The following is an 18,499-nucleotide window of genomic DNA, read 5'->3' on the forward strand; positions in this document are numbered from 1 at the left end:
GGGAGAGCCCGGGAAGAAGAGGTGCGCGCGTGACCGAGGACATCGTCGCGGGGGTGCTGCGCCAGTGGCAGCAGGTCCATCCGGGGCTGGACACCGGCCCGATGGCGGTGATCGGACGGCTCAACCGCTGTTCCGCGCTGTTGCAGCAGGCGACCGACGCGCCGCTGCGGCGGGAGGGCCTGACCCGCCCGGAGTTCGACATCCTCGGGACGCTGCGGCGGATGGACCGCGAGCTGACGCCGGGCCGGATCGCGCGCGAGACGTTCGCGTCCGGGGCCGCGGTCACCAAGCGGGTACGGCAGTTGGAGTCGCGCGGGCTGCTGGCGCGGCGCCCCGACGAGCGGGACCGGCGCGTCTCGCACCTCTCGCTCACCGACGCGGGCCGCGCGGTCATCGACCGGCTGCTGCCCGAGCAACTGCGCTACGAGGCCGGTCTGCTGGAGGGCATCGACGCCCGGCGGCAGGCCGAACTGTCCGAGGGGCTCAGCGAGTTGCTGGTACTGCTGGAAGGGCGGCTCGGCAGCCTGCTGGACTGACGGCGGCCGGGGGCGGAACGGGGCCGGGCGGTGCGCCGCTGTACGCCGGACGGGCGACGCCGCGTTCCCGGTGCCCGGGTGCGGGGAGGTATACGGCGCGGCGGACGGTCCGCCGGAGTGGCGCGGCGGCCGTTCGCCCGGCGCCTCCCGGGCAACGCGCGCGGGCTGCGGAATGATGCGTTCCGTGGACGGCTCCGCAGGCCGGCGCCGGTCCCTACACGGTCGAGGGAGGAACGCCGCAGTGTCCGAGCGCACGCCGTGCCCCAGGAGGGACGGTCGGCCGCGGCTCGCGGCCGCCGCCGGGCGGGGACCGCCGGGACACGGTCCGTACCGTCCGCCCACCGCCCGCCCCGTCGCCCGGCGACCCGCTTCCTGAGGCAGCGTATGACTTCCCAATTCGACGGTATGGCCGCTCTGCACGAGCGCAGCATCGACGAGCTGCCCTTCAGACGGCACATCGAAATGCCCTCCGTCCTCGCCGCGGCGGGCGGCGTCGAGGGGCGCCGGGTCCTGGACCTCGGCTGCGGTTCGGGGCTGTACGCCCGCTTCTTCGCCCGCAACGGCGCGGCCGGTGTGCTCGGCGTCGACCGCTCCCCCGGGCTGATCGCGCACGCCCGGCACCGCGAGGAGGTCGAGCCCCTGGGTGTGCGCTACCTGGTCCACGACGAAGCGACGACGGACACCCTCACCGGCGCGTTCGACCTGGCCGTGTCCGTCTACGCGCTCTCGTACGCGGCCACCCCGGCCGCGCTCGCCCGCCTCTGCGCCGCCGCCCGCGCCACCCTCGCCCCCGGTGGCCGTTTCGTGGCCGCCACGCTCAACCCGGACTTCGCGACGGTCCCCCACTACTACCGGCCCTACGGCTTCGACCTCACCGTGGCCGACCCGCACCTGTGCGACGGCGACCCCGTCGGCCTGCACGCCCGTGCCGACGGGGAGAGCTTCCAGGTGACCGCCTACTACTGGTCCCGCGAGGCACACGAACGGGCGCTGACGGAGGCCGGGTTCACCGAGGTCGCCTGGCAGTCCCCGCGCACCGCCGCCGACGGCAGCGCGTCCCTGTTCGCGCGCTACCTGGCGGCGCCGCACGTCCTGGCCGTGTCCGCGCGTGTGCCCGGGGACTCCTCCCCGCGATAGCCGGGGTCACGGTTCCAGCCGGGCGATGCGCCCGTCCTCCCCCGCCGCCCAGCAGCCGGAGTCCGGCGCGCAGTCGACGGTGTCGTACGAGCCGTCGTCGATGGCGTACCAGTTGCGGCCGCCGTCGAACGTCACGTCGCTGCCCGTCGGCCCGACCGCGAGGGCGGCCCGCGTTGAGCGGGGGAACCAGGCCACGCCGGACCGGTAGCGCTTCGGGGGCCGGACGGACGCCTGCCAGGTCGCGCCGCCGTCCGCGCTCACCGCGGCGGCCTTGGGCGAGGGCTTGCCGGTCCGGTGGTCGCCGCCGACCGCGAGGCCGTGCGTACGGTCGCGGAAGGCCAGCCCGAAGATTCCGCGCGCCGGGTCGCCCGCCGGGACCGGCGTCTGCGCCACGGTCCAGCTGCGCCCGCGGTCGGGCGAGTACAGCACGCGGCTGCGGGCCGCGCCGCCGGTGGCGAACCACGCGTCGTGGTCACCCGAGCTGACCAGGCACTGCCCGCTGGCCGCGAACGACGCCTCGCCCGGCTGGGCCGGGGGCATGCCGCGGGTGGGCAGCACCCGCCAGTTGCGGCCGCCGTCGACGGTGGACAGGATGCGGTATGCCCCGTCGACGGGGTCGGCGAGCGCGATGCCGTGGCTGCTGTCGAAGAACGTCATGCAGTCGTAGAAGGCCCGCGGATCGGTGTTGCGGAAGCTCTCGGTCCAGGTGGCGCCGCCGTCGTCCGTGCGGAAGACCCGGGACGCCTCGCCCTCGCCGGCCGCCAGGACCACGGCGTGCTGCGCGTCGAACGCCTCGATGTCGCGGAACTCCAGCGTGCCCGCGCCCGGCGGGGACACGTCGCGCCAGTGGTCGCCGCCGTCGCGGGTGCGCAGCACGGTGCCGCCGGTGCCGGCGACCCAGGCGGTGTCGCGGCTGACGGCGGCCAGGCCCCGGAAGCGGGCGTCGCTGTCGCTGTCCTTCAGGTCCCAGCCGCCGCGCAGCGCGGCGACCGCGGCCGGTTGTGCGGCGGCCTGCGCGGCGGCTGCCGCCCGTGCCGCGGTGCGCTGCTGCTGAGCGGACACCGGAGCGGTGCTCGCGGCACCGAGCGCCACCGCGCAGGCCACCGCCCACAGCATGCGCTTCCGTCTCATCCGCCCCGGCTGTCCTGACTGTCCCGGCTTCCCCTTGACCCTCATGAGGCTGGAAGCTAGCCCAGCCCGGACCCCCCGTCCAGGGACACCAGGCAACGGCTGCCCGAACTCTCGCCTCGCGTGCTCCGCCCGGCCCTCCTACTGTGCTGCACAGGGGGTACGGAACGCCCGGAAGCGGCGTACGAGGAGGTCGCGATGGACCGGCAGGAAGTGCGCGGGTGAACGCGCCGGCCCCGGTGGCGGTGACCGACGACCGCGCCGCCCACCGCTTCGAGGCCCGGCTCGGCGGCGAACTGGCGGGCGTGGCCGCGTATCTGCGCGCCGAGGGGCTGCTCGCCCTCGTGCACACCGAGGTGGACCCGGTGTACGAGGGAAACGGCGTCGGTTCGGCGCTGACCCGGCACGCGCTGGACACCGCACGGGCGGACGGGCTGCGGGTGCTGGCCGTGTGCCCGTTCGTCGCGGGCTGGATGGAGCGGCATCCCGAGTACCGGGACCTGGCGTACGAGAACCGCAGCAGGGTCACGGACTGAGCCCGGCGGATCAGGCGGCGCGGCAGACCCAGACCGGAATCCAGCCCCACCAGGCCCAGTGGCAGTGCCCGGGCGGAGACGGGTCGGGGGTCGGGGTGGGCGTCGGGGTCGGCGTGGGAATGGGCGTCGGCCGGTCCGTGGGGCCGGTGGTGGGTTCCGGCGTGGGCCCGGTGGGCTCGACGGTCGGCGCGGACTCCGTAGGCCGAGGGCTCGGCGTCGGACGTGGGCTCGGCCCGGCGCTCGTGGCCGAGCCGGTCGGCCCCGGGGTCGGTTCCGGCCCCTCTGTCGCGGTGGGTACGGCGGGACCTTCCGGAGCGGCCGGTGGCACCGTCGGCGGGCTCGCCGTGCCGCGCCCGGCCGGTTCGGGACCGGCGCCCGTGGGCGGCGTGGGGCCGAAGGCCGTCGGTACGGAGGTCGCCGACCGGTCCGCCCCCGCCTCGGGCGCGGCCCGGCCGGGCCCGGCGCTCGGCCGCGCGTCGCCGCCTCCGCCGGGCCGCGATGTCGCCGCTGCCGCCCGTTCGGCCCGTGCCCCAGCGTCGCCGCTGGTCAGCACGGTGCCCGCGGCCACCGCCACCCCGGCGACCACCACAACGCCGACCCCCGCCACGGCGGCGCCGACCGGCCCGGCCTGACCGAACTGGCCGCGCAGCAGATGCCGTACGGCCGTACGTACGGAAGTGAGCGCACCGCTGCCCGCCGCGTGCCCGCCACCGGCCGCGGCGGCCCCTGCCCCGGCCGCCGCCAACGGCACGAGGAACTTCGCCGAGCCGCCCGCCAGCAGCACCAGCAGCGCGGGGCCGGTGAGCGCGGGCAGCCGGTCGTTGGCCCGGGTCAGCAGCACCCGGCGGGTCCGGCAGTCGGCGCAGTCGGTGAGGTGACCGGCGATCGCTTCGGTCTGTTTGGCGGTGGTCTCGCCCCGTACGTACGCGGGCAGCCGCTCCCAGTACCGTTCGCAGGCCGGGTCGTCCGGTGTGCCGGGCACCGTGCCGAGGAACGCCTGCCGCAGCCCCTCCCTGGCCCGGTGCAGCAGCATGGCCGTGGCGCCCTTGCCCGCTCCGATCGCCTCGCCGACCGCCTCCAGCGGCTGGTCCTCGGCCTCCGCCAGCCACAGCGCCGTCACCCAGCGCCGGGGCAACTGCTCCATGACACGGGCGAGGAGGTCGACGTAGGCGATGCGCTGTGCCGGGTCGGCGGACTCGGCCGCCGGTCCGGTCACCGGCCACGCATGCCCGCCGTCCTCGGGGTCCTGCGGTATCTCGCGGGCGGCCGCCGCGCCGACGGTCGCGGCGAGGTGCCGGATGGTGGTGCGCAGGTAGGCGGGCACGTTGTCGATGTGGTGTCCGGACCGGATGCGGCGCCAGACCCGGAAGTGCGCCTCGGCGACCAGGTCCTCCGCGAGCCAGGCGCTCGTCGTCAGCGACCGCGCGTACCCGACCAGGCGCGGGTGCTCGCGCTCGTAGAGCCGGGCGTAGTCGTCCGCCGCCGACTCCCCGGACACCGCGGATGTCTCGGACATGTACCAACAACCCCTGACGTGTCACCACCGTCCCGGGCCGCCGGCTCGGACGGGAACGTTCCGGTTCCGGCAGCCTCGCATGGGTTTCGTGAGCGTAAGGACCAAATATCCGCTCGGCCAGACGTTCGTGACGGACCTCACGCGGCCGTCCGGTGCACCTCGCGTCATCTCCGTGGCGTCCTACCGGTCATAGAGAGGCAAGGACCTGTCCGCACCAGCATCGAGGAGCCGGCGATGCCCCATGTCATCGACCAAGCCGTCCACGCCCGTCTCATCGCGACCGCGCCCCGGTCGCGCCGGGTTCCCGCCCGGCTGCGCTACGACAGCGGCGATCCGTTCGCCGTGCGGGTCATCTTCCCGCCGGTGGCGTCGCTGGACGGGATCGAGGTGGTGTGGACGTTCGCCCGCGACCTGCTGGCGGCGGGCCTGCGGGAGCCGTCCGGCCGGGGCGATGTGCACATCTGGCCGTGCGGCCCGGAGTACACGATGCTGGAGTTCCACACCGCCGACGGCCTGGCCATGGTCCAGTTCCAGGCCCGCGACCTGCGCGGGTTCCTGATGCGGTCGTACGGCGTGGTGCCCCTCGGCCGTGAGGGCCGGTACCTGGACGTCGAGGGCGACCTCGCCGCCCTGCTCCGCGAGGCGTAGGGACCGCCTCCGGGCGCGGCGGTCCTGCCTCCCCCGCCTCCCCCTCAGCCGCGCCCGAAGAGGCTGTTCAGCTCCCCGTATTCGAGTCCGCCGGCCAGCGTCGCGTACGTGCCGGCGGTCAGGATCTCCCGGGCGGCTTCGCGTACCAGGGCGTGCGCGGCCTGGGCGATGCCCGCGCCGACGCTGACCCGTGCGACGCCCAGCGCGCCCAGTTCGGCGACGGACGGTGCGCCGGGGCCCGCCATCACGTTCAGCGGGGCCGCGATGCCCTCGGCCAGCGCCCGTACCGTCCCGGGCCGCACGGCTCCCGGGACGAAGATCCCGTCGGCTCCCGCCTCCACGTAGACGGACGCCCGCTCCAATGTGTCCTTCAGCCGCGCCTCCTCGTCGGGACCGGCCGCCGTCAGGTACGTGTCGATCCGGGCGTTGAGGAACAGCGGCACGCCCGCAGTGTCGGCCGCCCGTCGGGCAGCGGCGAGGCGGGCCGCCTGCTCGGGAGCGGGCCGCAGCGGCGCCGTCCCGCCATGGGTGGCGTCCTCGATGTTGACGCCGACGGCGCCCGCCGCGAGCACCCCGCGGACCGTCTCGGCGACCTCCTCGGGTCCGTCCCCGTACCCGCCCTCGATGTCCGCGGTGACCGGGACCCGGACGGCGGCGGCGATCCGGGCGATCAGCTCCAGCGCCCGGTCCCGGCCGAGCCGGTCGCCGTCCGCGGTGCCCAGGCCCCAGGCGGCGCCCGCGCTGGTGGTGGCGACGGCCGGGGCGCCCGCGTCCTCGATGAGGCGGGCGCTCGCGGTGTCCCAGGCGTTCGGAAGCACCAGGGGCGCGCCGTGCTGCCGGGCGCTGTCGTGCAGGGCGCGGAAGGCACGGGCCTTGGCCAAGAGGGCGGGGTTCGCGGTGGGTTCGTACGGGATTGCCGTGTGGGTCATGCCATCAGTCCAGCAGCAGTCGGGGCGCGGCACCGGCAAGTTTCCGACATGTACGTGCCCGGGCGTTCGTACCGGGTGATTTCCGTACCGCTCCGCCGCCGCTTGACTTCGAGTGCTCTCCAACATGAAGAGTTGATCCCGTTCCGACCACGGCACTCTTCTCCAGGAGCATCACCATGCGCACCACCACGCTCGGCACCACCGGCCCCGAGGTCGGCGTCATCGGACTCGGCTGCATGGGCATGACCCATGCCTACGACCCGGACGGCCGGGACGACGCCACCTCGGCCGAGGTGATCCGGCAGGCGATCGACCTCGGTGTGACGCTGATCGACACGGCCGATGTCTACGGCCCGTACACCAACGAGGAGCTGGTGGGCCGGGCGCTGGCGGGCGGGCACCGGGAGCGGGTGGTGCTGGCGACGAAGGTGGGGCTGGAGACCGGGGAGATCACGCCGGAGAACACCAGCGGGCTGGTGCGCAACGGCCGGCCCGAGCACATCCGCCGCTCCATCGACGCGAGCCTGCGCCGCCTGGGCACCGACCACGTGGACCTCTACCAGCTGCACCGGGTGGACCCGGACGTGCCGGTCGAGGAGAGCTGGGGCGCGCTGGCCGAGGCGGTGCGGGCGGGGAAGGCGCGGCACATCGGCCTGTCGGAGCCGACCGTCGAGGAGATACGGCGGGCCCAGGCGGTGCACCCGGTCGCCTCCGTGCAGTCCGAACTGTCGCTGTGGACCCGGGACGTGCTCGACGGGGTCCTCCCGTACTGCGAGGAGCAGGGCATCGCCTTCCTGCCGTTCTCGCCGCTCGGCCGCGGCTTTTTGACCGGCAGCATCACCTCGTTCGAGGAGCTGGCGGAGGACGACTTCCGGCGCCGGCTGCCGCGCTTCCAGCAGGAGGCGCTGAAGGCCAACCTGGACCTGGTGGCCAAGGTCCGCGCCATCGCCGGGCAGTACGGCGCCTCCCCCGCGCAGGTGGCGCTGGCCTGGGTGCTCGCGCAGGGCCGGTTCGTCGTGCCGATCCCCGGCACCAAGACGCCCAAGTACCTGGTGGACAACGCGGGCGCGGCGGACCTGGTCCTGCCGCCCGAGGCGCTGGCCGAACTCGACGCCCTCCCGGCGGCCGCGGGCACCCGCTACTGAGCCGGGGCCCGGATCACTCCCGCGCCGCGGTCAGTTCCAGCGCCGCGTCGCGCACGTCGGGCACCGGGTGGCGGCGCAGGACCCGCAGGCAGGCGCGCCAGGGCTGCGACCACTCGGCGCGGGTGCCGCCGAAGGCGGTGAGCGCCACGGCGAACAGGCCCGTCGCGTGCCCCCCGTCCTCGGCCAGGGCGCGGGCGGCGGCCCCGGCCACCGTGGTGCGGTCCGGGGCGTGGGCGCCGTTCAAACGGTGGCGGAGCGTATCGGCGGTGCGCCGGGCGAGCGCGGGCCGGTCCGCGTGGAGCCGGGCCAGGCGGGCGAGTTGGGCGGTCAGCTGCTCGGCGTCGGCGTTCAGGTCCAGGGCGCAGGACAGGACGCGGACGGCGTACGGGACGAAGTCCGGCAGGCCGGCGAGGAGTTGTCCGACCGCCAGGGCGCTGGTCCGCAGCGCGGGCTCCCGCAGGCGGTACTCGTCCAGCCGGCCGGTGAGGTATCCGAGCCGCTGCCGCGCGGGGCGGTCACGGCGGGATTCCGCGTCGGGTGTGCCGGGCCGGGCGTCGGCGGCGGCCAGCAGCCGGGCGGCGCGGGCCAGCGGGTCTTCCGCCGTGGCGGACCCGTGCGGTACGGGTCCGCCGGGGCCGTGCCCCGGCAGCGGGCCTTCCGCTGCGAGCACCAGAAGCGCGTCGGCGGCTTCCTGCCAGGTGGCGCGGTTGTCCAGGTCGGTGAGGACCAGCACCAGCAGGCCCGCCGCGTCCGGCGCCCAGCGGGACCAGGCGCCCACGGCCCGGTACGCCTCCCCCGCCAGTTCGGCGTCGTCCGTCTCGCACACGGCGCGGACCAGCCCGGCGTAGCGGGCGCGGTGCTGCTCCGGCAGGTCCAGCGGCCGTACGCGCAGCACCGCCAGGCGGTCACCGCGCGGGCCGCGCGCCGCTTCCGACAGCAGGCCCCAGGCACCCTCGTCGGCGAGCAGTCCGGTCGCGGCCGTCGCGCAGGCGGCGCGCACGTCGCGGTGCTGTTCCGGCTGGTGGTAGGCCCGTACCAGCAGTTCGGCGGCGTCCGGCACCGGCAGCCGGGCCGCGGCCAGCCGGGCGGCCTCCTTCTTGCCGGTCACCTTGGGCTGCGGCCCAGCGGCATACCGGCCGGGTGCGGTCCCGGCGGGGACGAGCATGGCGCGCAGCGCCGTCGCCAGGCGTGAAGGGGCCGTGTACCGCGCCGCGGTGCCCGCCGCGTACACCGCGACCCGGGCCCGGTCGCCGCCCGCGTGCGCGAGGAGTTCCGGCAGCGCTTCGTCCGGCCGGTCGGTCCGCGCCAGGGCGGCGAGGGCCGCTTCCGCCAGTGGTACGTCCGGGTGCGTGACGCAGCGGCGTACGAGGGCGGTGCCGCGGCCGGGGAGGCGGGCGGCGTCGGCGACCGCGGCGGTCCGCTCGTACGGGCGCAACCGCAGGTCGTCGACGGCGCGCTCCAACAGCCGCGCGGCGGCGTCCTGCTGGCGGGCCGTCCAGCAGTGGGCGCGGCCGGCCACCGGCGGCGTCCAGTGGGTGGCGGGGGTCAGGAACCGGCCGTACGGCGGGGTGCCGAGGACCAGGTGCAGCAGGTCCGTGCGGCGGCGCGTGATGAGGTCGAGCACGGGCGGCAGCACGGCCGCCGAGGCGTCCAGGGCCAGGATCTCGGCGAGTCGTGCGTCGCGTGTGGCAGGCGGCTCCAGCCACAGGTTGACGGCGGTACGGACCGCCCCGTCGCCGCCCGTGCGCACGGCGCGGCGCAGCAGGTCCTGAAGGCCGGGCACACCGTGGGCGCGGCGGCCGAGCGCGTACGCGAGCGTGAACGCCGGCCAGAAGTCGGCGCGTTCGGCCCGCGCCTCCAGCCAGGGACGGAGGGCCGCGAAGACCTGGTGTTCCTGGCCGTGGCGCAGGGTGCGGTCGAGGCGGCCGAGGGCGGTGCCGGTGCTCCCGGCGAGGCGGGTGAGGGTGCGCAGCGCCCAGCCGGTCAGCTCCCGCTGTCCGGTCACCGCGTGCTCGCGCAGCAGCGAAACGGCGAGGCGGCTCAGCGCGTCGCGGGTGGCGGCCGAGGCGTCGCGCGCCTCGTCGGCGTCCACGGCGAGGCGTTCCAGGGCGTCCGCGGCGCCGTCGGTGAACAGCGCCGGGCGGACCTCGGCGAGCGCGTCGAGCGCGGCCCGGCGGACCGGGTCCTGTTCGTTGCGCAGCCCGGTGAGCCCGTCGGTGAGCAGGGTGGTGATCTCGCCCGGGTCGCCGGACCGGGCCGCGTTGTCGATCAGCAGCGGGTAGGCGGCGGCCCGGTCCTCGGCGGCGGGGCGGCGGACGGCGGTGAGCAGGTCCGCGCGGGCCTCGGCGACGGGCAGGTACGCGACGGCCTCCAGGACGGCGGACCAGTGGGCGCCGTCCTCGCGCAGCAGCGCCACCGCCCGGCGGGCTTCCGCTTCGCGGCGCGCCCGGGGCAGCGCGTCGAGGACGGGCGCGCACGGCAGGACGCGACCGGCACCCGGGCCGGCCGTCACCGCGTCGTGGAACGCACCGCGCCGGGCGGGCGGCAGCGCCCGCAGCAGCCCGGCCAGCGCCGTCCCGTCGTAGCGCAACATCCGCCCCAGCTCGACAAGTTCGGGCGGATCGGCCCGTACGAGACGGCGCAGCGCGGAAGGGCCGAACCGTACCGTCCGCGCGGCGTCGCGCCCGGGTTCGAGGAGCAGGCGCAGCGTACGGCCGGGGTCGGCGGCGACCAGTACGTCCAGCCGCAGCAGCAGGGGGCCGGCGAGCGGGCCGCGGCACAGCCGTTCCAGGAGGCCGAGCACGCGGTGCGGTTCGCGGTCGGCGGCCACCGTGACGCAGGCCGCGTACCGCTGCCACCAGACGGCGCGCGACGCCTGCGACATCGGCGTCAACTGCCGCTCCGCCTCGGCCAGTACGGCCGCCGGATGCCGCTTGGCCAGGGCGCGCGAGGACGCCGCGGCGGCGTGGAACAGCTCGGGCAGCAGCCGCGCGACCGCCTCGGGACCGCAGCCGGGGAGCAGCCCGGCGGCCTCGGCGTCGCCCCACCGTTCGCGCAGCGGCCCGATCAGCCGCTCGGCGAGGGCGGGGCGGCCCCCGGCGACGACCGCCCCGGTCAGCCGCCGCCGCACGTCGGCGGGGGCGTCCGCGTACGCCGCCTCGACGGCCGCGTCCGGCAGCGCTCCGGTGCGTACGGCATGGAGCGCGTGCGCGCGGACGGACGATGGCGTCGGGGTCGGTGAGGCGGGCGGCGAGGTATGCGCCGTCACCGGCCACCCGGGCGGCGAAGGCCGCCAGCCGGCGTTCGTACGGGCCGCGCGTGTCCCACTCGGCGAGGAGCCCGGCGAGCGTGCCGCGCCCGGCCGCTTCCCGGGCGCGGGCCGCCAGTTCGGTCATGCGCCGGGGGTACGGGAGCGGTTCGAGGGCGGCGAGCAGGGTGTCGGCGTGGGCGGCGGCCGGGCGTCCGGCGTCCGCCGCCTGGTCGTGCGGGTCCTGGGCCATGGGCAGCATCCTCCCTGGCCGTTCCCACCTGCGAAAACCGTTTTTCCTTGGGTGCCCGACCGGCCGCGCGCCGTCGTGTCAGCGCGCGCCCGCCCCGTCGAACAGCTGGGAGAGATGCATGTCCAGGAGCTGGACGGCCTTCTCGGGAGTGTGCACGTCGAGCAGGATGTACGTCGAGAGGCCGTCGGCCAGGCAGATCAGCACCATCGCCTCGTCGTCCGCGTCCCGCTCCGCCCGCACCTCTCCCTGCTCCATCGCCTTCCGCAGCTGGTCGGCGAAGAGACCGCGCAGTGCGGGGATGCCCTCCTGGGCGCCGGTGCGCAGCGCCGGATCGTGCACGGCCCGGTGGAAGTGGGCCACGCCGACCAGGAAGCCGGTACGGCTCTGCTCGTCCAGGGGCAGCATCCCCACGAGGCAGGCGCGCACGATGTCACGGGGCGTCGGTTCCCTGCCCAGGGCTTCGATGCTCTCGCGGATGCGCTGCTGGGCGAGGCTCTCGATGTAGCGCAGCGCGAAGAGCAGCATCTCGTCCTTGGTGCGGAAGTAGTGCTGGAGCCGCCCCAGGGACATGCCGGCCTCGGCGGCCACGTCCCGCAGGCTCGCGCCCTCCAGTCCCCGGGTGCTCGCGATCCGCCACAGCGCCTCGGAGATCTCCCGCCGCCGCGCCTCGTGGTCCACCTTCTTCGGCACCTGGCCTCGCCTTCTTTTTTACAAGTCGCTCGTACCGTTATAACGTACGACTACTCAATACACATGACTTGCCAAGAACGGGGAGCCCACCATGTCCGCACCCGCCACGCCCCTGCTGCGGCCGCCCCGCAACCGGGTCGACCCGCGCGCCCGCCGCTGGTGGACCGTCCAGGCGCTGCTGACGGTCAGCGGTCCGCTGCTGCTCACCGCGCTCGCCCTGGCCGTCTGCTCGGCGCTGTTCTTCCCGGGCGCCCTGCCCTGGCTCGGGCCGCTCCTGCTCGTCGTCCTGGTGCTGCCCGCGATCGGCTACCAGCTGGTCATGCCGCGCTGGCGGTACGCGGTGCACGCCTGGGAGCTGGGCGGCCGGGCGGTCTACGCGGCGAACGGCTGGTTCTGGCAGAAGCGGCGGATCGCGCCGCTGTCGCGGGTGCAGACCGTGGACACCGTGCGCGGCCCGCTCCAGCAACGCTTCGGGCTGGCGACGGTCACCGTCACCACCGCCTCCACCGCCGGCGACGTGAAGATAGCCGGACTGTCCGACGCGGACGCCGAGGAACTGTCGCGCCGCATCGGCGAGGCCGCGCAGGCCGTGCCGGGTGATGCCGCGTGACCGCCGCCGCACCGCACGCGCCCGGCGCACCGGCCCGGTGGCACCGGCTGGACCGCCGCACCCTCCTGGTGCACTGCGGCTGGCTGGCCGCGCCGCTCGGCTCCTGGGCGCTGACCGCGCTGGCCACCGGCGGCCGGATCACGCCCGGCGCCTGGATCACGCTGACCGCCATCGCGGGCAGCTTCGCGGTCCTCACCGTGATCGGCCTGATCCGCTGGCTCCGTACCGACTACCGCGTCACCCACGACTCCTTCGAGGTGCGCAGCGGGGTGCTGACCCGGCGGCTGCGTTCCGTACCGCTGCACCGCATCCGTACGGTCGATCTGACCGCCTCACCGCTGCACCGCCTGTTCGGCGTCACCGTCCTGCGGGCCGGTACGGCGGGCTCCTCGGGCGGCGGCGCCGAACTGTCCCTGGAAGCGCTGACGACGGCCGACGCGGAGCGGCTGCGGGCCACGCTGATGGCCCGCGCCGACGCCGCCGCGGCGGCGGAGGACCCGGTCGTCTCCCGCATCAACTGGCGCTGGCTGCGCTACGCGCCGCTCACCTTCTGGGTCATCGGCGGTGTCTTCGCCGCTGCGGGCGGTGTCTACCGCGCCCTGGACGGCGCCGGCATCGAGCCGTGGAAACTGGGCATCGTCCGCAGCGCGTTCGACGAGTTCGGCGCCAGTGCGCTCTGGATCACGATTCCGCTCGCGCTGCTGGCCGTCCTCGTCCTCGGCACGGTCGGCGCCCTCGCCCTCTACGTCGAGGGCTGGTGGAACTTTCGTCTCGAATGGACCGACGCGCACACGCTGCGGGTACGCCGCGGCCTGTTCACCACGCGGTCGGTGACCATCGAGCGGGCCCGGCTGCGCGGGGCGGTCCTGCGCGAGCCGCTGCTGCTGCGGGCGGGCGGCGGCGCCACCGTCCGCGTGGTCGCGGGCGGGCTGGGCAACAAGGAGGAGAACCGCAAGCGCAGCGTCATCCTGCCGCCCGCGCCGCGCACCGAGGCGGTGTGCACGGCCTCCGGCACGCTCCGCACCGCGTTCCCCGACGCCGGGCTGCGCGCCCATCCGAAGGCGGCGCTGCGACGGCGCCGTACGCGCGGGCTGCTGCTCGTCACCCTCCCGGGCACCCTGATCCTCGCGCTGCTGGGCCTGCTGTTGACGCCCGTACTGCTCCACTGCGCCTGGGCGTTCGCGCTGGTGTCGGCGCCGGTGGTGCTGTGGCTGGCCGGGGACGCGTACCGCAACCTGGGGCACGCCGTCCAGGGACGCTACCTCGTCACGCGCTCCGGCACGTTCAGCCGGGAGACCGTCGCGCTCCAGCGCGAGGCCATCGCGGCCTGGACGTTCTCCACCACCCCGTTCAGCAGGCGGACCGGCCTGGTCACGCTCACCGCGGCGGTCGCCGCCGGCGAGGACGGGTATCACGTCCGGGATCTCGCGGCGGACGACGCGCCGGCCCTGGCGGCGGCCGCGGGGCCCGGCATCCTGGAGGAATTCCTCGACCACGGCGACCGCGGCGGCCACGGCAACGCCGTCCCGGCCTACAGCCACGGGCATTCCGGCCCGGGACGGCATCGCAAATCCATGTCAACCCACACGTTGCACCGGAACCCTGACGACCTGGACATGACATAAATCACACCCCTGTCACGTGCACGGCGGGGGCGGGCACACCGTCCTACTAGGCGTAAGCCTCGTCCCGTTCCGACAGCCGTAAGGGAGCAGCCGCGGTGCCCAGTGTCATCGACCAAGCCGTCCAGGTACGTCTCATCGCGACCGCCCCCGGCTCGCACACGGTGCCCGCGGTCCTCCACTATCACCGGGCCGATCCGCTCGCGGTGCGGATCTCCTTCCCGCCGGAGATCTCCCTGGACGGCGCCGAGGTCGACTGGGCCTTCGCGCGCGAACTGCTCGCCGAGGGGCTGCGGGCCCCGGCCGGCACCGGTGACGTACGGGTGCGGCCGCTGGGCCCGGAGCGCACAGTGCTGGAGTTCCACGTCGAGGACGGCGTCGCGATGGTCCAGGTCCGCACCGACGATCTGCGCCGCTTCCTGGACCGTACGTACCGGTCCGTGCCCGCGGGCCACGAGCAGAAGCACATGGACGTGGACAGCGGCCTGGCGGAACTGCTCGGCGACGCGTGAAAGCGGTGCCGGGCCCCGGCTTCCCGGGGGCCCGGCACCGCTTCGCCGTCCGCTTCAGCGCTGCGGGAACCCGAACCCGTACCCCTGCTGCTTCATCCACGGCAGCAGCCGCTTGAGCGCCCCGACCGTCTGGCTGCGGTCGCCGCCGCCGTCGTGGAAGAGGACGGTCGGGCCGTTGCGCAGCTCCCGCTTCACCGTGCGCACGATCGCGTCGGTGCCCGGCCGCTCGAAGTCCTTGCTGTCCACGTTCCAGCCCAGCGGCCGCATGCCCCGCTCCGCGGCCACCTTCCTGCTGTACGGGGTGAACGCGCCGCCCGGCGCCCGGTAGTACTCCACCTTCGGGCCGCCCGCCGCCTGCTCGATCATCTGCTGCGCCGGGACTATCTGCTGCGACTGGTAGCTCTCCGGCCGGTGGTCCATGCCGGTGTTGTGGCTCATGGTGTGGTCGCACAGCTTGTGCCCGGCCGCCGCCACCTGCTTCACGAGGTCCGGATGTGCCTTCGCCGACGGACCGATCATGCAGAAGGTGGCCTTGACGTCGTGCTGCTTCAGCACGGACAGCACCTTCGGGGTCCAGACCGGGTCGGGGCCGTCGTCGATGGTGATGTTCAGGCTCTTTCCGGGCCGGTCGGAGGCGTGCACGATGCTGGGGTCGACCGGGGCCGCCGCCCGCGCCTGCTGGGTGGGCTCGGCGTGCGCCTCGGAGGTGGCGCCGGACTGCCCGAAGGTCAGATAGCCCGCCACACCCAGCGACGCCGCCGCCACCGCGGCTCCCCCGATGATCCCGCTCCGCCTGACGTGCCGTGCCATTGCGTATCCCGTCCCTACTGCCGTGCGCGGGCCACCGCGGACATGTGTACGGGCGCCACCGTCGGCGCCGTACGATTCCCCCTGCGGTGCGCTCGCGCGCTTACTGCCTTGCATTACGACAGATGCGAAGAAGTAAGGGCTGGATCCGCCTGTTACCGATCCATCATGAAACTTATTGATACTGGTCCCATGCCCCGAGTACTTCTCATCGAGGACGACGCCGCGGTGCGCGACGGCGTGAGCCTCGCGCTCCGCCGCCGCGGCCACGAGGTGACGGCCGCGGCCAGCGGCGAGGACGGCCTCGACCTGCTCCCCGCCTTCCGCCCCGACATCGTGCTGCTGGACCTGATGCTCCCGGGCAAGGACGGCTTCGAGGTCTGCCGGCGCATCCGCGCCGACCGCCAGCTGCCGATCATCATGCTCACCGCCCGCGGCGACGACCTGGACGTGGTACTCGGGCTGGAGGCCGGCGCCGACGACTACATCGTCAAGCCGGCCCGCGGCGAAGTGCTGGAGGCCCGTATCCGCGCGGTGCTGCGGCGCACCGCGCTGCCCGCCGACGGCACCGCCGGTCCCGCCGAGCCCGGCCCCGCCCCCGTGGAGACCTACGGAGAACTGGCCGTGGACCGCGCCGGGCTGGTCGTCACCAAGGGCGGCGCCGACCTGCCGCTGGCCCCCTCGGAGATGAAGCTCCTGCTGTTCCTGTCCGCGACGCCCGGACAGGTCTTCAGCCGCCAGCAGCTGCTGGAGCATGTGTGGGAGCACAGCTACCACGGCGACGCGCGCCTGGTGGACGCGTGTGTGATGCGGCTGCGCAACAAGATCGAGGACACCCCGCGCAGCCCCCGGTACGTCCAGACCGTGCGCGGCTTCGGCTACCGCTTCGGCCCCCTGTGAAGCGCCCCCGGCCGGCGGGCGGCACCCGGCGCACGCTGCTGCCGCGTTCGCTGCCGCGCGGCCTGCGTGCCCGGCTCGTCGTCGCGTTCCTGCTGGTCGCCGCGGTCAGCGCGCTGACCACCGCGGCGCTGACCTACCGCGAGGCCCGCACCGCCATCCTCCAGCGCTCCCAGGACACCGCGATCCAGGACCTCAGGGGTCAGGTCAATTCGCTCGCACCGGACCTCGCGGTGCCGCCCACCCGGGAGGACCTGGAGGAGTTCGCCCGGCAGCTGGACCGCTCCGGCCGGGCCCGGGACTGGGACGTCGACGTACGGTACGAAGGCGTCGCCGACCACGTGCGCAGCTGGCGCCGCCCGGTCGATGTCCCCGAGGAACTGCGGGAGTCGGTCGAGAAGCGGCATGTGACCGCGTTCCAGCGGGTGGCGGACCGCAACGGCGATCCGTGGCTGCTGATCGGCATGCCGGTGCTCCAGTCGCAGGAAGGCAACCGCAAGGCGTCCCCGCTGTCCGTCTACGCCCAGCTCCCGCTCCGCGCCGAGGAGGCCAACGTCGAGGCGCTGGTGAGCGCGGCGCAGAACGGCGCCCTGCCGGTGCTCGCGCTGGCCGTGGTCCCGGCCCTGCTGGCGGCCCGCGGGGTGCTGCGGCCGGTGCGCGGGCTGCGGCAGGCCGCCGGGCGGATCGCCGAGGGCAAGCTGGAGACCCGGCTGGAGGTCAAGGGCTCCGACGAGCTGGCCGACCTGTCGAGGACGTTCAACGACATGGCCGCCAAGCTGGAGGAGAGCGTCGCGGACCTGCGGCGCATGGAGGCCAACGCCCGGCGCTTCGCGGCCGATGTCTCGCACGAGCTGCGCACGCCGCTGGCGGCGATGAGCGCCGTCACCGACGTGCTCGACGAGGACGCCGACGCGCTCGACCCGGACACCGCCTCCGCGGTCCGCCTGATCAGCCAGGAGACCGGCAAGCTGGCGCGGATGGTGGAGGACCTGATGGAGGTCTCCCGCTTCGACGCCGGGGCCGCGGCGCTGCACCTGGACGAGGTGGACGTCGCCGAGACGATCCGCAAGACGCTCCAGGCCCGCGCCTGGCAGGACCGGGTGGGTACCGAACTGCCGGACGGCGTACGGGCGCGGCTGGACCCGCGGCGGCTGGACGTCGTGGTGGCCAACCTGGTCGGCAACGCGCTGCACCACGGCGGGGAGCCGGTACGGGTGCTGCTGCGGGCGCCGGAACCGGGCGACGGGCGGCTGGTGATCCGGATCGTGGACAGCGGCCCCGGCATCGACCCCGAGGTGCTTCCGCACGTCTTCGACCGCTTCTACAAGGCGGACTCCGCGCGCGCCCGTTCCGAGGGCAGCGGGCTGGGCCTGGCCATCGCCATGGAGAACGTACGGCTGCACGGCGGGACCATCGAGGCCGCCAACTGCCCTGAGGGCGGTGCGGTGTTCACCGTGGAACTGCCGATGCCCGAGCAGGGCGCGGGCGGCGGTACGGAGCCGCCCGAAGCCTCCGAGGCGGCCGGGGAACCGGTGGACGCCGCGGAGCGTACGGAGAGCGGCGCGGACGACGGCGGCACCCGCCTGGCGAAGGCCCCGGCGGACGGGCCGCGCGGACGAGGGCCGGCCGCGCCGGCCGGGAAGGCGGACCAGACGTGAACATGACGAACTCCGCACGCGCCCGGCGGATCGCGCTGGCCGGACTGCTGGCCGGCGCGCTGGGCGGACTGGCGGCGAGCACCCTCACCGGCTGCGGCATCGCGCCCACCGGCGTGATCGACGCGGGCGAACCGGCGTACGGCGTCAAGGCGCCCGGCAAGCCGGTGCCCGACGTGCAGCTGTACTTCCTCGGCCCGGCCGGCCTGCGCGCCGCCAGCCGCCCCGCGAAGGCGGCGGTCGGCCCTGAGGAGGCGATCCGGCTGCTGCTGGAGGGCCCCAACGAGGCCGAACGGCAGCGCGGGCTCACCAACGTCCTGCCGGTGCTGCCGGGCCGGATCACCGCGGACGTACGCAACGACGAGGTCACCCTCCGCCTGCCCATGAACGCCAAGCGCCTCGACACCCCCTCGGTGAGCCAGCTGGTGTGCACCGCCGCCAACGCCTCGGTGCCCGGCAGCCGGCACCCCGCGGAAGTCCGGGTGACCCTGGTCGGTGACAACGTCAAGGTCGGCCCGATGGTGTGCGGCGGCACCAACGCCTTCCCGCTCATCCAGGCCGGCCCGTCGCCCTCCGCCACCCCGGCGGGCTGACGCCGCCCCGCCCGTTTCCCCTACGATCACCCGCGGAC

Annotated in this window: 17 protein-coding genes; 11 read left to right on the forward strand and 6 right to left on the reverse strand. The window is 75.1% G+C overall.

The window, feature by feature from the left end; genetic code table 11:
- Positions 1-29: 29 nt before the first annotated feature.
- A complete protein-coding gene (locus tag CP984_RS06130) occupies positions 30-536 on the forward strand; it encodes a MarR family winged helix-turn-helix transcriptional regulator (RefSeq protein ID WP_003987318.1) in 507 nt (168 codons plus the stop codon).
- Positions 537-920: 384 nt separating this feature from the next.
- Positions 921-1,673, forward strand: a complete 753-nt coding sequence (locus tag CP984_RS06135; protein WP_003987319.1) for a class I SAM-dependent methyltransferase — start codon at positions 921-923, stop codon at positions 1,671-1,673.
- Positions 1,674-1,679: 6 nt separating this feature from the next.
- Here the strand turns inward: CP984_RS06135 and CP984_RS06140 are convergent, their stop codons facing one another.
- Positions 1,680-2,804 (reverse strand): WD40/YVTN/BNR-like repeat-containing protein, encoded by a 1,125-nt coding sequence (locus CP984_RS06140; protein ID WP_100246756.1) that lies wholly within the window; start codon positions 2,802-2,804, stop codon positions 1,680-1,682.
- A gap of 218 nt (positions 2,805-3,022) precedes the next feature.
- On the opposite strand from CP984_RS06140, the gene CP984_RS06145 reads away from it, so the two are divergent.
- On the forward strand, positions 3,023-3,337 hold the full coding sequence (locus tag CP984_RS06145) for a GNAT family N-acetyltransferase (RefSeq protein WP_003987321.1): 315 nt from the start codon (positions 3,023-3,025) through the stop codon (positions 3,335-3,337).
- Positions 3,338-3,347: 10 nt separating this feature from the next.
- On the opposite strand, the gene CP984_RS41170 is transcribed toward CP984_RS06145, so the two are convergent.
- The gene (locus tag CP984_RS41170) at positions 3,348-4,853 is read right to left on the reverse strand and encodes a sigma factor (protein ID WP_043976786.1); all 1,506 of its coding nucleotides are present in this window, start codon (positions 4,851-4,853) and stop codon (positions 3,348-3,350) included.
- Positions 4,854-5,087: 234 nt separating this feature from the next.
- On the opposite strand from CP984_RS41170, the gene ssgD (CP984_RS06155) reads away from it, so the two are divergent.
- Positions 5,088-5,501: a spore wall synthesis regulator SsgD gene (gene ssgD / locus CP984_RS06155; protein WP_003987085.1), complete on the forward strand. Its 414-nt coding sequence runs from the start codon at positions 5,088-5,090 to the stop codon at positions 5,499-5,501.
- Positions 5,502-5,545: 44 nt separating this feature from the next.
- Here ssgD (CP984_RS06155) and CP984_RS06160 read toward each other — a convergent pair whose 3' ends face one another.
- The gene (locus tag CP984_RS06160) at positions 5,546-6,430 is read right to left on the reverse strand and encodes an isocitrate lyase/PEP mutase family protein (protein ID WP_003987084.1); all 885 of its coding nucleotides are present in this window, start codon (positions 6,428-6,430) and stop codon (positions 5,546-5,548) included.
- 176 nt (positions 6,431-6,606) lie between these two features.
- On the opposite strand from CP984_RS06160, the gene CP984_RS06165 reads away from it, so the two are divergent.
- Positions 6,607-7,575, forward strand: a complete 969-nt coding sequence (locus CP984_RS06165) for an aldo/keto reductase (RefSeq protein WP_003987083.1) — start codon at positions 6,607-6,609, stop codon at positions 7,573-7,575.
- Positions 7,576-7,588: 13 nt separating this feature from the next.
- On the opposite strand, the gene CP984_RS06170 is transcribed toward CP984_RS06165, so the two are convergent.
- A complete protein-coding gene (locus CP984_RS06170; protein ID WP_226048622.1) occupies positions 7,589-10,843 on the reverse strand; it encodes a hypothetical protein in 3,255 nt (1,084 codons plus the stop codon).
- A gap of 310 nt (positions 10,844-11,153) precedes the next feature.
- On the reverse strand, positions 11,154-11,765 hold the full coding sequence (locus CP984_RS06175) for a TetR/AcrR family transcriptional regulator (RefSeq protein WP_003983680.1): 612 nt from the start codon (positions 11,763-11,765) through the stop codon (positions 11,154-11,156).
- Between the two features lie 91 nt (positions 11,766-11,856).
- Between CP984_RS06175 and CP984_RS06180 the strand changes: the two genes are divergently transcribed.
- From CP984_RS06180 to ssgD (CP984_RS06190), 3 genes are all read left to right on the forward strand, one after another.
- Positions 11,857-12,375, forward strand: a complete 519-nt coding sequence (locus CP984_RS06180) for a PH domain-containing protein (RefSeq protein ID WP_003983681.1) — start codon at positions 11,857-11,859, stop codon at positions 12,373-12,375.
- Positions 12,372-14,000: a PH domain-containing protein gene (locus CP984_RS06185; RefSeq protein WP_003983682.1), complete on the forward strand. Its 1,629-nt coding sequence runs from the start codon at positions 12,372-12,374 to the stop codon at positions 13,998-14,000. Before CP984_RS06180 ends, CP984_RS06185 begins: the two co-directional genes overlap by 4 nt.
- Before the next feature lie 95 nt (positions 14,001-14,095).
- On the forward strand, positions 14,096-14,509 hold the full coding sequence (ssgD, locus tag CP984_RS06190) for a spore wall synthesis regulator SsgD (RefSeq protein WP_003983683.1): 414 nt from the start codon (positions 14,096-14,098) through the stop codon (positions 14,507-14,509).
- Positions 14,510-14,563: 54 nt separating this feature from the next.
- On the opposite strand, the gene CP984_RS06195 is transcribed toward ssgD (CP984_RS06190), so the two are convergent.
- On the reverse strand, positions 14,564-15,319 hold the full coding sequence (locus tag CP984_RS06195; RefSeq protein WP_003983684.1) for a polysaccharide deacetylase family protein: 756 nt from the start codon (positions 15,317-15,319) through the stop codon (positions 14,564-14,566).
- 189 nt (positions 15,320-15,508) lie between these two features.
- Between CP984_RS06195 and CP984_RS06200 the strand changes: the two genes are divergently transcribed.
- Genes CP984_RS06200 through CP984_RS06210 form a run of 3 tightly spaced genes read left to right on the forward strand, consistent with a single transcriptional unit; the run spans position 15,509 to position 18,461 of the window.
- Positions 15,509-16,216: a response regulator transcription factor gene (locus CP984_RS06200; protein WP_003983685.1), complete on the forward strand. Its 708-nt coding sequence runs from the start codon at positions 15,509-15,511 to the stop codon at positions 16,214-16,216.
- Entirely contained in the window at positions 16,213-17,871 is a 1,659-nt protein-coding gene (locus CP984_RS06205) for a sensor histidine kinase (protein WP_003983686.1), read from the forward strand. Before CP984_RS06200 ends, CP984_RS06205 begins: the two co-directional genes overlap by 4 nt.
- Positions 17,872-17,873: 2 nt before the next feature.
- Positions 17,874-18,461, forward strand: coding sequence for a GerMN domain-containing protein (locus tag CP984_RS06210; RefSeq protein WP_043976790.1), 588 nt, complete (start codon positions 17,874-17,876; stop codon positions 18,459-18,461).
- Positions 18,462-18,499 lie beyond the last annotated feature (38 nt).

Source organism: Streptomyces rimosus (assembly GCF_008704655.1).
In the GTDB taxonomy this organism is placed as follows: Bacteria; Actinomycetota; Actinomycetes; order Streptomycetales; family Streptomycetaceae; genus Streptomyces; species Streptomyces rimosus.